Annotated in this window: 13 protein-coding genes; 5 read left to right on the forward strand and 8 right to left on the reverse strand. The window is 65.1% G+C overall.

Features of this window, described 5'->3' with window-relative positions; all coding sequences use genetic code 11:
* The first annotated feature begins 215 nt into the window (after positions 1 to 215).
* Both IEV64_RS18760 and IEV64_RS18765 read left to right on the forward strand, forming a co-directional pair.
* Positions 216 to 452 carry a DUF7563 family protein gene (locus IEV64_RS18760; RefSeq protein ID WP_081909213.1) on the forward strand — a complete coding sequence of 79 codons (237 nt, stop codon included), beginning with the start codon at positions 216 to 218 and terminating at the stop codon, positions 450 to 452.
* Between the two features lie 88 nt (positions 453 to 540).
* Positions 541 to 1,464, forward strand: a complete 924-nt coding sequence (locus tag IEV64_RS18765; protein ID WP_229722758.1) for a DUF7845 domain-containing protein — start codon at positions 541 to 543, stop codon at positions 1,462 to 1,464.
* Between the two features lie 199 nt (positions 1,465 to 1,663).
* Here the strand turns inward: IEV64_RS18765 and IEV64_RS20160 are convergent, their stop codons facing one another.
* Genes IEV64_RS20160 through IEV64_RS18780 form a run of 3 tightly spaced genes read right to left on the reverse strand, consistent with a single transcriptional unit; the run spans position 1,664 to position 3,555 of the window.
* On the reverse strand, positions 1,664 to 2,068 hold the full coding sequence (locus IEV64_RS20160; RefSeq protein ID WP_152420734.1) for a GIY-YIG nuclease family protein: 405 nt from the start codon (positions 2,066 to 2,068) through the stop codon (positions 1,664 to 1,666).
* A 45-nt stretch (positions 2,069 to 2,113) separates the two neighbouring features.
* Positions 2,114 to 2,830 carry an ABC transporter permease gene (locus IEV64_RS18775; protein WP_007275415.1) on the reverse strand — a complete coding sequence of 239 codons (717 nt, stop codon included), beginning with the start codon at positions 2,828 to 2,830 and terminating at the stop codon, positions 2,114 to 2,116.
* Complete coding sequence (locus IEV64_RS18780) at positions 2,827 to 3,555, reverse strand: ABC transporter ATP-binding protein (RefSeq protein WP_188424988.1); 729 nt, start codon at positions 3,553 to 3,555, stop codon at positions 2,827 to 2,829. Before IEV64_RS18780 ends, IEV64_RS18775 begins: the two co-directional genes overlap by 4 nt.
* A 346-nt stretch (positions 3,556 to 3,901) precedes the next feature.
* Here IEV64_RS18780 and IEV64_RS18785 point away from each other — a divergent pair, with 346 nt between their 5' ends.
* Positions 3,902 to 5,638: a methyl-accepting chemotaxis protein gene (locus tag IEV64_RS18785; protein ID WP_188425024.1), complete on the forward strand. Its 1,737-nt coding sequence runs from the start codon at positions 3,902 to 3,904 to the stop codon at positions 5,636 to 5,638.
* A 127-nt stretch (positions 5,639 to 5,765) separates the two neighbouring features.
* On the opposite strand, the gene katG is transcribed toward IEV64_RS18785, so the two are convergent.
* Entirely contained in the window at positions 5,766 to 7,922 is a 2,157-nt protein-coding gene (katG, locus tag IEV64_RS18790; protein WP_007275411.1) for a catalase/peroxidase HPI, read from the reverse strand.
* Positions 7,923 to 8,289: 367 nt separating this feature from the next.
* Between katG and IEV64_RS18795 the strand changes: the two genes are divergently transcribed.
* A complete protein-coding gene (locus tag IEV64_RS18795; protein WP_152420733.1) occupies positions 8,290 to 8,616 on the forward strand; it encodes a hypothetical protein in 327 nt (108 codons plus the stop codon).
* Between the two features lie 50 nt (positions 8,617 to 8,666).
* Here the strand turns inward: IEV64_RS18795 and IEV64_RS18800 are convergent, their stop codons facing one another.
* Positions 8,667 to 9,461 (reverse strand): TrmB family transcriptional regulator, encoded by a 795-nt coding sequence (locus tag IEV64_RS18800; RefSeq protein WP_004976490.1) that lies wholly within the window; start codon positions 9,459 to 9,461, stop codon positions 8,667 to 8,669.
* Positions 9,462 to 9,847: 386 nt separating this feature from the next.
* Here IEV64_RS18800 and IEV64_RS18805 point away from each other — a divergent pair, with 386 nt between their 5' ends.
* A complete protein-coding gene (locus IEV64_RS18805; protein ID WP_188424991.1) occupies positions 9,848 to 10,648 on the forward strand; it encodes a TrmB family transcriptional regulator in 801 nt (266 codons plus the stop codon).
* A gap of 176 nt (positions 10,649 to 10,824) precedes the next feature.
* On the opposite strand, the gene IEV64_RS18810 is transcribed toward IEV64_RS18805, so the two are convergent.
* From IEV64_RS18810 to IEV64_RS18820, 3 genes are read right to left on the reverse strand one after another with little or no spacing between them, the layout of a single operon-like run.
* Positions 10,825 to 11,484 carry an aspartate/glutamate racemase family protein gene (locus IEV64_RS18810; RefSeq protein ID WP_188424993.1) on the reverse strand — a complete coding sequence of 220 codons (660 nt, stop codon included), beginning with the start codon at positions 11,482 to 11,484 and terminating at the stop codon, positions 10,825 to 10,827.
* Positions 11,484 to 12,449, reverse strand: a complete 966-nt coding sequence (locus IEV64_RS18815; protein WP_007275407.1) for a nitroreductase family protein — start codon at positions 12,447 to 12,449, stop codon at positions 11,484 to 11,486. The genes IEV64_RS18810 and IEV64_RS18815 overlap by 1 nt, the downstream gene beginning before the upstream one ends.
* The gene (locus IEV64_RS18820; RefSeq protein WP_188424995.1) at positions 12,446 to 13,393 is read right to left on the reverse strand and encodes an aminopeptidase; all 948 of its coding nucleotides are present in this window, start codon (positions 13,391 to 13,393) and stop codon (positions 12,446 to 12,448) included. Before IEV64_RS18820 ends, IEV64_RS18815 begins: the two co-directional genes overlap by 4 nt.
* Position 13,394: the final 1 nt, after the last annotated feature.

A 13,394-nucleotide genomic window follows, 5' to 3' on the forward strand; every position in this document is an offset into this window, starting at 1 on the left:
CTAGACCCCGTTCGTCTCTCGCACGAAAGCCCGTCGGGTCCGTCCAAATTTTTGGCGTTTTCTATATGTAGAAAACGACCGGCTCACGACTGCTACCGGCTGGTCTCATCGCGAGTATATATATTCGCGAGCGGGGGCCGAAAAAGAGTCCACCACGAAACGGAACGCGGGTCGCCGCTGTCTTGCGGTCAGGCGGGACAGACGGGGTGGTCGGCATGATGCTGCTCGACTCGGAGAGCCGAAAGAGCAGCTGTCTCAACTGCGGGTCACACGTCACCCGCGACTTCCGCCGCGTCTACGGTGATCGCGAGGACCGCGCGCACCGCTGCCACGAGTGCGACACGCTGGTTCGCCTACAGCGCGGTTCCGCGGGCGGTCTCGACGTTCCGATTCCGGACCCGTGGAACGGTGCGTCCGGTCGGCACGGCGGTAACCCGGAGCGGTGGCAATGACGGTTCGCTGTCCGTCCTGTAGCCGCGACAGCGACTGCATCTTCCGCTGTGAGTACTGCGGCCGCGATCTCGCGGAGGAGGACCGGCGATGAGTTCCGTCGCGAGCGCGCCCCACGAGACGCGCGGCGATCTCCTCTACGGCGAATACGGTTCGTCGCCGTACTGGGCGGTTCGTCAGCTGTACAACCACATCGACGGCGGTGTCTCGAAGATCGAGATCGAGGTGCCCCGCCTCGAGGAGGACGGAACCGAGACGTGGGAGGTATCGATGGGGTTCCACCAGTCGGGTCTCTCACCACGCGAGGCAGACACGGTGAACTCGCTTCTCGAGTACGACATCAACGCCTACGGCGAGGGTGAGCGGAAGCTTCCGGTCTGCGTACAGCCGCGCCTCGCGTGGTCCGACGAGAACCGACCGGATAGCGTTCCTGCGGCTCTCGGTCCCGCGACGAACGTGAAACTGCAGAACGTGGTCAACCTCGAGTTAGACGAGATACCGCACGTCATCACGTGGGTGATGCGCCGAGTCTGCGAGAAGGTCGGGTTCGACTGGTCGCGCAAGTACTTCGCCGAGGAGCCACACGAGTTCTCGACGATAACTCAGGACGAACGCTATCTGCGGATCGACCGCGATCAGACGAAGAAACTGGTTCGACGCGACGGCGTCTTCATGCGTCTGTTCATGCTCTCGGCCGATATCGAGGGTTCGCACGTCGTCTACGATTCGAACAACGAGGACGTAGTCGGCTACAACCACCAGCTCCGGATCGACCGCTCGGCTATTACTGATCTCTTCCCGAATAGCCAGCACCGTCCTCGAGGGCTTCAGCTGAAGCACTACCACCCGCAGTACGTCCGTGAAAGTTCGGACGGTGACCCGCTGTACCACCCGAAACTCGGTGCGCTGTACAAGAAGACCTCGATGTATGCACCGTCACCACCGTCATCGGCGAACAGCGTGCATAGAATTCAACCGATTCGATCACCCGGTTGGCACGGTCGATGTCATTGACATCCTAAGTATAAGAAGAATCGATGCTCGTTCACTCCGGGTTCACGCAAAGCTCCCCCCGGTGCATACGGTGGTTCATAACTGACCAGACGAGTCTCCCTGAACTCATCGGCAACACCAGTTGAGCGAGACCAGCCGCCCTCGGCGGCACATCGAAACCGTGCCTCTTCACCGGGGTCCCGAAACGAGCGGGGAGCGCTTATGGCCACCAGTTTTTGCCTTCTCGATACACCGTCTCAATGACACTCTCGAGTACGTCTGTCCGGTGGTTGTTACGCTTCTGGTTCAGCGGGGGGAGCCTACCGAACCGGTCTTCGTAGAGGCTCAATTCGGTGTTCTCGATCTTATGCGCCATCCACTTTGGCGATCGCCACGGGTAGTTCACCAAATCGTACCGCTCACAGTACGACCGCACAGTGTCATACTGGAATCGCAGAGGGTCTTTCTCGGCGTGCTCAAACAATCTGCGTTGTAGATTATTGCTCTCTCCGATATACGCGACACCGTCATTCGTTCGAAGCCAGTACACTCCCGCTTCCGCAGGCACACTACCTCGGATGTTCTCCCTCGTGTAGTCAAACGGTCTTCCAGGTTGCGGTGGCATTTAATGATATACGTTTGACTGGAATATAGCGATTTCTCCGGACTCTCACCGGACTCGCCGGAGCGTCTCGTTGGCGGCGATCGCGGACAGTTCGGTGAAAAACAGGAGCGCCACGACCGCGACCCAGAGGTCTCTCGCGCTCCCCACGTCGAGAACGACGTAGTTCATTCCCTGAATCAGGTAGGTAAGCGGCATGACCCGTGCGAGAACTTCGAGTGCGAACGGCAGGTCTTCGACGGGCATGAACGTGCCACCGAGGATAATCTGCGGGGAGATGACGACGGGGATGAACTGCATCACTTGGAACTCGTTTTGGGCGAACAGCGACAGGAGAATACCGATGGCCAGCGCCGACAGCGCGCCGAGCCATTCGACGAGAAAAAAGAGCGCAACCCCGTGTTCGAACTCGAGTTCGAAGAAGTGAACCGACGCGCCGAGCACCACGAGCGACAGCGCAGTCGCCAGCAACCCGTACCCGAGGACGTATCCCAAGACCAGTTCCAGCCGTGAGATGGGTGAGACGAGGACGCGTTCGAACGTCCCCGCCTGACGCTCTCGCAGGAACCCAATTGCGGTGAGAATGTAGGTCAGCATGAACACGAACACCGCGAGCAGTACCGGCGCGACTTCGGTTGGGCGCTCGAACACCTCGCTCAACAAGTAGATGAGGACCACGGGAACGACGAGAATCAATCCGAGTGTCCGTTTGTCTCCCCGAAGCGTCATCAGGATTCGGAGCGAGACCGCCTGTGCCCCGTTCATCGCTCCCCCAACAGTTCGAGGAAGGCGCTTTCGAGGTCGGCGGCCCCCGTCGACGCGAGGAACGCGTCGGGCGTGTCGACCGCGAGGGCGCGCCCGTCTCGCAAGAACAACACGCGGTCGCAGTTCGTCGCTTCGCCGAGGTAGTGCGTCGACACGATGACGATGGCACCGTCGTCACGCCGCTCGCGGAATCCGCGCCACATCGACGCCCGAAGCACCGGGTCGACCCCGACGGTGGGTTCGTCGAGGACGATGACGTCGGGGTCGTGGACGAGCGTACACGCGAGACTCACCCGGCGAACCAGGCCGCCCGAGAGCGTCCGCACACGGTCGTCGGCCCGGTCACCGAGTTCGACGAACGAGAGCGCCCGTTCGACCGCTTCACGTCGGTTCGAGAGGCCGTACAAGCGCGCGAAGAAGGCAACGTTTTCGCGGACCGTGAGGTCGGAGTACACGGCTTCTCGCTGTGGCATGAACCCGATTCGCCCGCGCGTCGCAGGCCCGAGTTCGAGTGAAGGGACGCCGTTGATGGCACTCGTCCCCGCGGAGGGGGCGAGCAGTCCGAGCAGACAGCGGATGAGCGTTGTCTTACCGGAACCGTTCGGTCCCGCGAGGCCGAGAATCTCGGGTTCGTCGAGGCGGATATCGACACCGTCGAGCGCGACAGTGGGTCCGAACTCACGGGAGAGTCCAACACAGGCGACCGAGACGTCACCGCCGTCCATATCAGTGAGAGGACAGCCAACTGAAAAAATACGATGGTCCGAGCAGTGCGGGTACCACCGTCGCGTGACCGAGGTTCGCCCGCGCCACACACACCCCTGACGAGTCCCACCGACCGCACGGAAACCCGTCAAGCATCAATTAGGTAAACGGAAAGGGAAACGCCGAAAACCCCACAATATTGGGGTTCTGGGAACGAAAATTGCCAGTGGGAGAATCAACGTTGATAAACGAGCGCCAATTCATTTCACCGCGAAGTCGAAGGGGAGGGGTATGGGAACGCCGACAGCGGACAGACAGCGTCGTCGCGGCGGTGTGGGGCGGTGGCGACAGGGGCTTCGAGACGCAGTGAGATACGTCCCGCAGGGGGACTCGATTCCGAGCGAGTCGTGGCGGGCGCGGCACCGAAACATCCTCGTCTTCCTCGTGGCGCACGCACCGCTTTTGTACGCTCTCGGGAACTTCACCGGATCGGAACCGTACGTCACGGGTGCGAGCTTCACCGCCGCGCCCGTCGAGCACGTCTTGGTCGGTGTCGGAGCGGTCGCGGTGCTGGCGCTTTTCGCGTGGCTCCCGTGGCTCCCGCGGCGGTTACGAAGCGGGTTCGCGTCCACCGGGTTGCTGACGTGTTCGGCCCTGCTCGTCTACTTTTCGGGCGGCTACATCGAGGCGCACTTCCACTTTTTCGTCATCGTGGCCGTCCTCGCGGTGTACGAGGACTGGGTCCCGTTCGTCGTCGGTATCCTGTACGTCGCCATCCAGCACGGCGTCTTCGGCATGGCGCATCCGGAAGCGGTATACAACCACCCGGACGCCATCGCCAACCCGATGGGATGGGGGCTCGTCCACGCGGTGTTCCTCCTCGCGCTCGCGGCGGCGTTGGTCACGAACTGGTTCTCCATCGAGCGCTCTCGGGAAGAGACCAGACAGAAGATGCAGAGCCTCGAAGACAGCGAGGAGGCGAAGGCCGAAGTCGAGCGCCTGAACGAGCAGTTGGTGGTGCGGGCCGACGAGCTCGCCGCGGCCATGGACGCCGTCTCGGAGGGGGACTTCACCGCGAACCCGCCCGAGGGCTCGGACATCGAGGCCATCGAGGCCATCAGCGACGCCTTCGTGGCGATGAAGCGCGATCTCTCGTCGACCATCGTCGACCTCCGGTCGTTCGCGGCGACCGTCGAGCGGACGACGCGGTCGGTCCACGACGACGCCGAGACGCTCGAACGGACGCAACGACAGCTCGCGGCCGACGTGGGGTCGTTCGCCGCGGACGTGCGCGAGCAGGCCAGCGACCTCGAATCCACGACCGACGAGCTGAGCAGTCTCTCGGCGACAATCGAGGAAATCGCCGCGAACGCCGACCAGGTCTCGGGCGAGGCCAGCGACGCCGCGGCGGCCGCCGACGAGGGGACCGGAACCGCGGCGGCGGCCATCGAGGCCATAGAGAACGTCGAACAGAGCGTCGGCGAACTCGCGTCGCTCGTCGAGTCGCTCGACGAGCGGATGGACGACGTCTCGAAGAGCACCGACCTCATCGAGTCCATCGCCGAGCAGACGAACACGCTCGCGCTCAACGCGAACATCGAGGCCGCCCGCGCCTCGGACGGCAGTGAGGGGTTCGCCGTCGTCGCGAACGAGGTGAAGTCCCTCGCCGACGAGACGCAGAACCACTCGTCGGCCATCGAGCGGACGATATCCGAGACGGTCGACGACGTGGCGCGCGTGCAGGCGGAGATGAAACAGACGAAGGCGCAACTCGAAACGGGGCGGGCGACGACGACCGACGCCGCCGAGGCGTTCGCGGCGGTCTCGGACATCGTCGAGAGCGTCGATATGTCGGTCGACGAGGTCGCCACGGCGACCGACGACGGCGCGCGGACGACCGAGGAGGTCGTCGACGCGATTATCGGCATCGCCGACCACTCGCGGGACATCGCGGAACAGAGCGACGCGCTGGCGAGCCAAGCCGAGTCCCGAGCGGCGACGATCTCGGAGATTCGAGCGCAACTCGACGAACTCAGGGGCCAGACCGGCGGCCTCCAAGAGCGACTCGACACGTTCGACTGCGACGTTCCCGCCGACGACTGAGTCGGGGGAATCGAATCGGCGCGAGAACGTCAAAAAATCAGCCCGCGGCGGCGACCGCGACCGCAGACGCCCCGGCGGGAACCGACGTCGCGCGCTCAGCCGCGACCGAACGCGGCGGACGGCGCGGTTATTCGAGGTCGAAGCGGTCGTGGCTCATGACCTTGTGCCACGTCTCGACGAAGTCCTCGACGAACTCCGCTTCGCCGTCGTCGCCGCCGTACACTTCCGCGATGGCGCGAAGCCGGGAGTTCGACCCGAAGACGAGGTCGAAGCGGGTGGCCTCCCACTCGACGTCGCCCGTCTGGCGGTCGCGGACTTCGTACAGGTACTGATCGTCCGAGACCGGCTCCCACTCGTAGTCCATGTCGAGCAGGTTCACGAAGAAGTCGTTCGTGAGCGTCTCGGGCTCGTCGGTGAGGACGCCGAGGTCGGAGTCCTGGTAGTTCGCGCCCAGCGCGCGCATGCCGCCGACGAGGACGGTCATCTCGTGCGCCGAGAGGGCGAGCAGGTCCGCCTTGTCGACGAGCAGGTCCTCGGGGCGCTCCTCGACGTCGTCCGCGATGTAGTTTCGGAAGCCGTCGGCGTCCGGCTTGAGCATCTCGAACGACTCGACGTCGGTCTGTTCCTGCGACGCGTCGGTCCGTCCGGGCTCGAACGGCACCTCGACGTCGTAGCCGGCGTCCGCCGCCGCCTGCTCGACGGCCGCGGCGCCGCCCAGCACGATGAGGTCCGCGAGCGAGACGCGGGTGTCGTCGGACTGCGCGCCGTTGAACGACTCCTGAATCCCTTCGAGGGTGCCGAGCACGTCATCGAGCTGGTCGGGCTCGTTGACCTCCCAGCTACGCTGGGGTTCGAGGCGGATGCGCGCGCCGTTCGCGCCGCCGCGCTTGTCGCTGTCGCGGTACGTGGACGCCGCGGCCCACGCCGTTTTGACCAGCTGAGAGACAGAGAGGTCCGAGTCGAGAAGCTCGGCTTTGAGCTCCTCGACGTCCTCGTCGTCGATGAGGTCGTAGTCGGCGTCCGGGATGGGGTCTTGCCACAGCATCGCCTCGTCCGGGACCTCGGGACCGTAGAGCCGGGACGGCGGGCCCATGTCGCGGTGGAGGAGCTTGTACCACGCCTTGGCGAACGACTCCTGGAACTCCGCGGGGTCCTCGCGGAACTCCTCGAGCACCGCGCGGAAGTCGGGGTCCTTCTTCAGCGCGATGTCGGTGGTGAGCATCATCGGGTCGACGAACTGGTCGGGGAGGTGCGCGTCCGGAGCCGCGTCCGGAATCTTGTCCGCGGGCGACTCGTCGGCCGGCCGCCACTGCCACGCGCCGCCGGGGCCCTTGTGGGCCTCCCACTCGTAGTCGAGCAGGTTGGCGACGTAGCCCATGTCCCACTGGGTGGGCGCGCTGGTCCAGGGACCCTCGATGCCGCTGGTGATGGTGTCAGGGCCCTTCCCGGAGCCGAAGTTGTTCTTCCAGCCGAGGCCCTGTTCCTCGACGGGAGCCGCCTCGGGCTCCGCTTCGAGGTTGTCGCCGGAGTCCGCGCCGTGGACCTTCCCGAACGTGTGGCCGCCGGCGATGAGCGCGACGGTCTCCTTGTCGTTCATCGCCATGCCGCTGAACGTCTGGCGGATGTTCTTCGCGGAGCCTTCGAGGTCGGGTTCGCCGTTGGGGCCCTCGGGGTTGACGTAGATGAGGCCCATGACGGTGTTGCCGAGCGGCTCCTTGAGGTTACCCTCCTCGTCGAAGCGGTCGGGGGAGGTCGTCTCCCACTCCTCTTCGGGGCCCCAGCTGGGGGCCTTGTCGCCGACGTAGTCGTCGGCGCGACCGCCCGCGAAGCCGAACGTCTCGAAGCCCATCGATTCGAGGGCCACGTTGCCGGCGAGGACGATGAGGTCGCCCCACGAGAGCTGGTTCCCGTACTTCTTCTTGACGGGCCAGAGGAGGCGTCGCGCCTTGTCGAGGTTCACGTTGTCCGGCCAACTGCTGATCGGCGGGAGGCGCTGGTGTCCGCCGGACGCGCCGCCGCGGCCGTCGTGGGCGCGGTACGTCCCGGCGCTGTGCCACGCCATCCGGATAAAGAGGGGACCGTAGTGACCGTAGTCCGCCGGCCACCAGTCCTGCGAGGAGGTCATCAGCTCTTCGAGGTCGGCTTTCACCTGCTCGTAGTCGAGCTTCTGGAACTCCTCGGCGTAGTCGAACTCCTCGCCCATCGGGTCGGTCTGTTGTGCGTTCTGGTCGAGGGTTTCGAGTTTCAACTGGTTCGGCCACCAGTCATGGTCGGAGCCATTCATACCCCAACGGTTACCGCTTTTGGGTGATAAAATTGACTGATTTTGAATTAAGTCTTGGTTATAGCCAAAGCAATCTTTTTACTTTATGAATAATTCTCCGGAGGGCTCGCGTTTGGTACGTAGTCTATCAGTAAAACACATCTAGCAAACGGAGTAACAAGTTGTGGCGCTCGGCGCGTCCACCTTCCGCCACCCGGCCGCCGAATCGGAGGTGAAAGCGGGTGGGAGGTCGGAATCGGCCGGTTTCGGGTCCTCGAAAGAAGTCCAACCGTACTGAGGTACCCACACCTCACTCGGATAATCAAAAATACTTACCACGTGAATTTGTGTGTCATTAAAGAATATCGCCGCTGTATTCGCATGCACCATGGACGATAGAGCAACGGCACTCTCGTTTGACACGCAACTTGCGGCTATTCAACACGTCGAACGGCGTCTACTGCTTCTCACGCTTCTCAGAGCGGGGCCCGACAGCACCGCGTTCGACGCTGACCACACACCTCCGGGAACCGACGTGCGGGAACTGAAACTGGAGATGTACCACGTGCACCTCCCGAAGCTCGAACAGATGGGCCTCATCGAGCCGAGCGGGAACTGGTACGATATCCGCAGAGGTCCGCGCTTCGACGAGATCGAACCGCTGTTGCGCGTCATCGACGACCACCGAAAGAAACTGCCGGGCGACGTACTGTAGGCGTCGTCGAGCGAACCGACGTGCGAACGAACGGCAGCGCCGCTAGCGGATTACTCCGAGTCGCGGCCGAGCAATCCTTGGGACAGCAACCGACGCGAGATGACGATGAGTCCGTTCTGGAATCCACTGCCGAAAATCGCGTGTTCTTCGCCGGTGGCGGGAACGATGGTGCTGACGAGAATCGACGAGCGGTCGACGAGTAAGAGCCGGCCGATAGCGAGGTTCTCGGCGGTGTTCTCGCCGCGGAGCCATTCGAGACCGGAGACGAACGTCGTCGCGCTCGGGACGGCCGCCCGCACCTGCTGTCGCAGGGATTCGGTCGCCGCCCCGATGAGCACGTCCACATCCTCGGCTCGGGCGTTCAGGTCATCGACGAACCGGTCGGTCAGAAGCGAGTCGTCGCCGAGGACGAGCACGATTTCGTCGTCCGCGTCGTCGATGAGCTTGTGCGTCCGGTTCGCGATGCCCTCGGTCCCGGACATCGCCCAGACTTCCTGAACCGAGCCCTGTTCGTCCGAGTCGATTCTGTCGGTCCGCTCCAGCGCGTTCGTGAGCCGGTCGATTCGGTTTTGATACTGCGCACGGAGCGTCTCGGTCGCCTCCACGAGCGGGACGGCCCGGAACCGCTGCGGACTCGAGTGCTGGACTTCGACGAGCCCCTGCGCCTCCAGCACGCGAACCGCGTCGTACACGCGAGTCCGCGGTACGTCGGTAATCTCGCTGAGTTGCTTCGCCGTGCCCGTCGAGACGCGAGTGAGACCGACGAAACACTTTGCCTCGTACTCTTTGAGTCCGAGTTGCTGAAGTACGTCGATAGCGTCTTCTTGTGAATCTCCCGTGCTCATATGTCTCAACCGAACTCCGAGGCGTCCCGTCTCCTCACGAACGCTTGTATCGGCGAACGGATAACAATTGTTACTTTTCGAGTGAATACGTTTCGACAGTATTAGCCAACCGAGTTAATTCGGCGTTAAAAACGTGCTTTCACCCCGGCTCCGAACGTGCCGTTGTTATTTTCTTAGTTACAAAGTAGTCTCCCCCGGATTTTCGCACGTTACGCGCAGACGATAGGCACTTAATAGATTCACTCAGTTAATCACAAACAACTATACGGCGCCAAGACGAATGGAGAGTGCGGCACACAGCGAAGTACTGTGTCCCAACCACAACCGACACGTGCCGCCTCAGCCACTTGTCGTGGCTGAGTTTCGCAGACAGCGAGGCACCCACTATGAGTACTGACTCGGGCGACGACTTCCGTTCTGTCGCAATCGAACAACTGAAACAACTCGGCCTCAGCGCGTACGCCGCACGGACCTTCGTCGCACTCACCAGCCTCGGTATCGGCACGGCAACGGAGATTAGCGAGGTCTCCGAGGTCCCGCGAACTCGGGTGTACGACGCGGTCGACGAGTTACGCGAGCGGGGACTCGTCGACGTCCAGCAGTCCTCACCGAAGAAGTTCTGGGTGGTGTCCGCGGAGACGACGTGCCAGAAGTTCGAACAGGAGATGAGACAGCGGACCTCCCTTCTGACGACGGCGCTTCAGGAACTCGGAACTGCCCAGCGCAAGCAGGAACAGCGTGGCGTCTGGACGGTTGAAGGCCAGCCTGCCGTCACGGACCGTGTCCTCGAATTCATCGGCGGCGCGGAGGACGAAATCGTCTACATGACCGTCGAGGGACTGCTCACCGAGGACATCGTCGAGGCGCTGGGGGAGGCGGCACGCCGGGGCGTCTCGATTCGGGTGGCGGGAATCTCGCCGGACGTTCAGGACACGCTTCACGAAGAGATTCCCGAGGCGGAGCTGTTCGACACGCTGTGGATGTGGTCGGACACGCCCGCGGGCCGCCTCATGATGGTCGACGGAACGCAAACGCTCGTGAGCGTGCTCGTCAACGGCAGAGACGCGGCTCCGTCGAGCCCTCGGTCGGAGACGGCGATCTGGGGGGCCGGCGAGACGAACAGCCTCGTCGCGGTGCTCCGGGCGATATTCACGTGGCGGCTCGAAAACGCTGACCCCGCCGACTGAGACGGGGGCCGGCCGACTCTTCGGGCGGTTCGAAACACGGAGACGGAAGCGTTCGAAGTCGGAAGCTCGTTACTTCGGCTCGGTACAATCGACCGACGACTGTCGAGAAAATCGCTCGCGCGTGACCCCGAGCGCGGCGCGAGCGGCGCGGAATGCCGTCGGGGTGGTCCGGCAGCTTACTGCCGTGGTGGACGCGGCGGCGCGACAGCGGTCGTCGCCACCGCGCCCATCGCCACGACAGGGTCGACGATGGGTATCGGAACGTCGGCCCGCACGTCGGGAATCGCGCCCGACGAGGAGATGCCGGTACAGCTCGGCGCGACGACGTCACAGCCGGCGTCGACGAGGCGGTCGACCGCCGCGCGAATCGCCGCCCGCCCGTCGTCGGTCGTGAGGTAGTTCGTCGTCGCCGCGCCCTCGACGACTTCCTCGGCCGCGAGCCGGTCGCCGAGCAGGTCACGAATGGCCGACCCGGCCCCGTTTTCGAGGCCGAGCGTCCCGACGCGCTCGCCGCGGGCGGACGCGACGGCCGCCACGCTCGCGCCCGCGCCGACGACCGGGATGTCGAGCGCCTCGTCGAGCGCCTCCACGCCGGGGTCGAGCGCGCAACTGACGCAGAGCGCGTCGACCTCGGTCGCCAGCTCGCGGCCGAGCGCCTCGATGTGCGGGAGTGCGTCGGCCTCGGCGGCCGCGTTCGGAATCCCGTCGGGGTGGTTGGGGATGCACCGCGACAGCGTCGAGACGTGCGGGTAGTGTCGCTCGACGAGTCGTCCGTGGAGAGCGACCTCCTCGGGGTCGTCGAGGGTGAGCACGCGGAGGACGCCGAGTTCGACCATCAGGCGGCACCCCCGCCGTTCCCGTTCCGGTCGGCGTCCGGGTCCGGCGCGCCCGAGTCCGCGTCCGCCGTGTCCGCGTCCGCCGGCTCGTCGATGCCGCGGGCCGCGAAGAAGCCCTGCTGGCGGAGCGCGGCGAGCAGTTCGCCCTCGCGGCGATTCATGAAGCCGTTGGGGCCCCAGTAGCGTTCGAGCGTCTCCTGCCACTCGCGGCGGTCGTCGCCGTAGACGCTGTCGCCGTACATCTCGTTCATCGCGTCGTAGCAGGCGTCGAGTTGCGCCGCGGTGGGGTCGCGGTAGCCGCCCTCGTGGAGCACCGTGTCGAGCGGAACCCGCGGGGCGTTCTCGGTCGCCTCGCCGTGGCGCGGGACGCCGAGACAGAGGCCGAAAACCGGCAGGACGCCCGCGGGGAGGTCGGCCGTCGCGGCGACCTCGGTGAGGTTGTTCAGGATGTTGCCGATGGGACAGACGCCGTAGCCGCGGCTCTCGGCGGCCAGCATCACGCCCATCGCGGCCAGCGAGGCGTCTATCGCCCCCTCCAACAGCCCCATCGCGGGCGTCGTCCGGAACTCGCGGTCGCGGTGCTCCAACAACAGTCGAATCCGGCGGACGTCGATGCAGACGAGGAGGAAGTGGCTCGCCTCCTCGACCTGCACGGTGCCGCGGCTACACAGTTCATGAATCCGCTCGCGGCGGTCGGGGTCGCGTATCCAGACGAAACTGTACATCTGGGTCGTCCCGCTCGTCGGGGCCTTCCGCCCGGCGTCGACCATCGCGCGGACCTCGTCGTCGGGAATCTCGGCGTCGGTGTCGAACTGGCGGACCGTCGCGCGGCGCGCCAGCCACGGCGCGAGGTCGGGGACGTCGGCGGCCGCCGCGGCGAGCGCGGGACGGTCCGCGTGGTCTGCTGTTTGCTCCGTGTGGTCCGTGCCCGCGCGGTCACCGGTCGAGGGCGCGCGGTCGCTCACACGCGCACCTCGCCGTCAGCGACGACGACCTCGCCGTCGAGCGAAACCGTCGGTTCGAGGATGACGCCGTCGAGGTGCGAGTCGCAGTCGATGGTGCCGCCGAAGCCGAGGTTGTCGCCGAAGGCGACGTGGCAGGTGCCGTACACCTTCTCGTCTTCGAGGACGGTGCCGATGATGCTCGCCGCCGGGTTCGTCCCGAGACCGAGTTCGCACACCCGCCGGGCGCAGTCGTCGCCGCTCGTCGCGTCGAGGAACTCGTCGGCGGCCGCGCCCTCGACGGACGCGATGCGCCCCGCGTCGAGTTCGACCGTCAGCGGGTCGTCGAGGACGCCGACGCCCGCGAGGCCGCCGTCGAAGACGAGCGTGCCGGTGGCCGTCCCCTCGACCGGCGCGATGTAGCTCTCGCCGGACGGGAGGTTGCCGGAGTCGCCGGGGTCGGCGATGATGCCGTCGCTCGGGATGCCGTCGCGGCCCGAAAGCGACATCGTCACCGACGCGCCGCCGGCCTCGATGCGGGCCTCGTCGGCCGCGGTGAGCTTCTCCGTGAGCGCGGCCGTCAGGCGCTCGACCTCCTCGTAGTCGGCCGTAATCGCGCCCTCGCTGAACATCTGGTCCGTGATGCCGGGCATCGTGGCGACGCGCGCGCCGGCCTCGGTCGCGGCCTCTCGGGCCCGCGTGTGCGTCAGCGACGCGCTGGTCGGACAGACCACGATGTCCGCCGACTCCATCGCGCGGGCGACCGACGCCGGCGGCTCCATCCCGTTTCGCTCCATCGGCGGAATCTCGAACAGCCCGGACTCCAAGCCGAGTTCGACCCCCGCCTCGAACAGCGGCCGCCCGATGTGGTTCGTGTCGGTGTCGGTCACGACGAGGAGCGTCTCGCCGGGACGGGCGTTCATGTTCTCGGCGAGGAGTCGCTTCGCCACGGCGCGGTAGTCGGCCACG

Origin of the sequence: Haloferax sulfurifontis (genome assembly GCF_014635105.1) — an archaeon.
Lineage (GTDB): Archaea > Halobacteriota > Halobacteria > Halobacteriales > Haloferacaceae > Haloferax > Haloferax denitrificans.

Coding starts and splice junctions, on each gene's coding strand:
- IEV64_RS18760 (WP_081909213.1), top strand. CDS start 216: ATGATGCTGCTCGACTCGGAGAGCCGAAAGAGCAGCTGTCTCAACTGC.
- IEV64_RS18765 (WP_229722758.1), top strand. CDS start 541: ATGAGTTCCGTCGCGAGCGCGCCCCACGAGACGCGCGGCGATCTCCTC.
- IEV64_RS20160 (WP_152420734.1), bottom strand. CDS start 2,068: ATGCCACCGCAACCTGGAAGACCGTTTGACTACACGAGGGAGAACATC.
- IEV64_RS18775 (WP_007275415.1), bottom strand. CDS start 2,830: ATGAACGGGGCACAGGCGGTCTCGCTCCGAATCCTGATGACGCTTCGG.
- IEV64_RS18780 (WP_188424988.1), bottom strand. CDS start 3,555: ATGGACGGCGGTGACGTCTCGGTCGCCTGTGTTGGACTCTCCCGTGAG.
- katG (WP_007275411.1), bottom strand. CDS start 7,922: ATGAATGGCTCCGACCATGACTGGTGGCCGAACCAGTTGAAACTCGAA.
- IEV64_RS18795 (WP_152420733.1), top strand. CDS start 8,290: ATGGACGATAGAGCAACGGCACTCTCGTTTGACACGCAACTTGCGGCT.
- IEV64_RS18800 (WP_004976490.1), bottom strand. CDS start 9,461: ATGAGCACGGGAGATTCACAAGAAGACGCTATCGACGTACTTCAGCAA.
- IEV64_RS18805 (WP_188424991.1), top strand. CDS start 9,848: ATGAGTACTGACTCGGGCGACGACTTCCGTTCTGTCGCAATCGAACAA.
- IEV64_RS18810 (WP_188424993.1), bottom strand. CDS start 11,484: ATGGTCGAACTCGGCGTCCTCCGCGTGCTCACCCTCGACGACCCCGAG.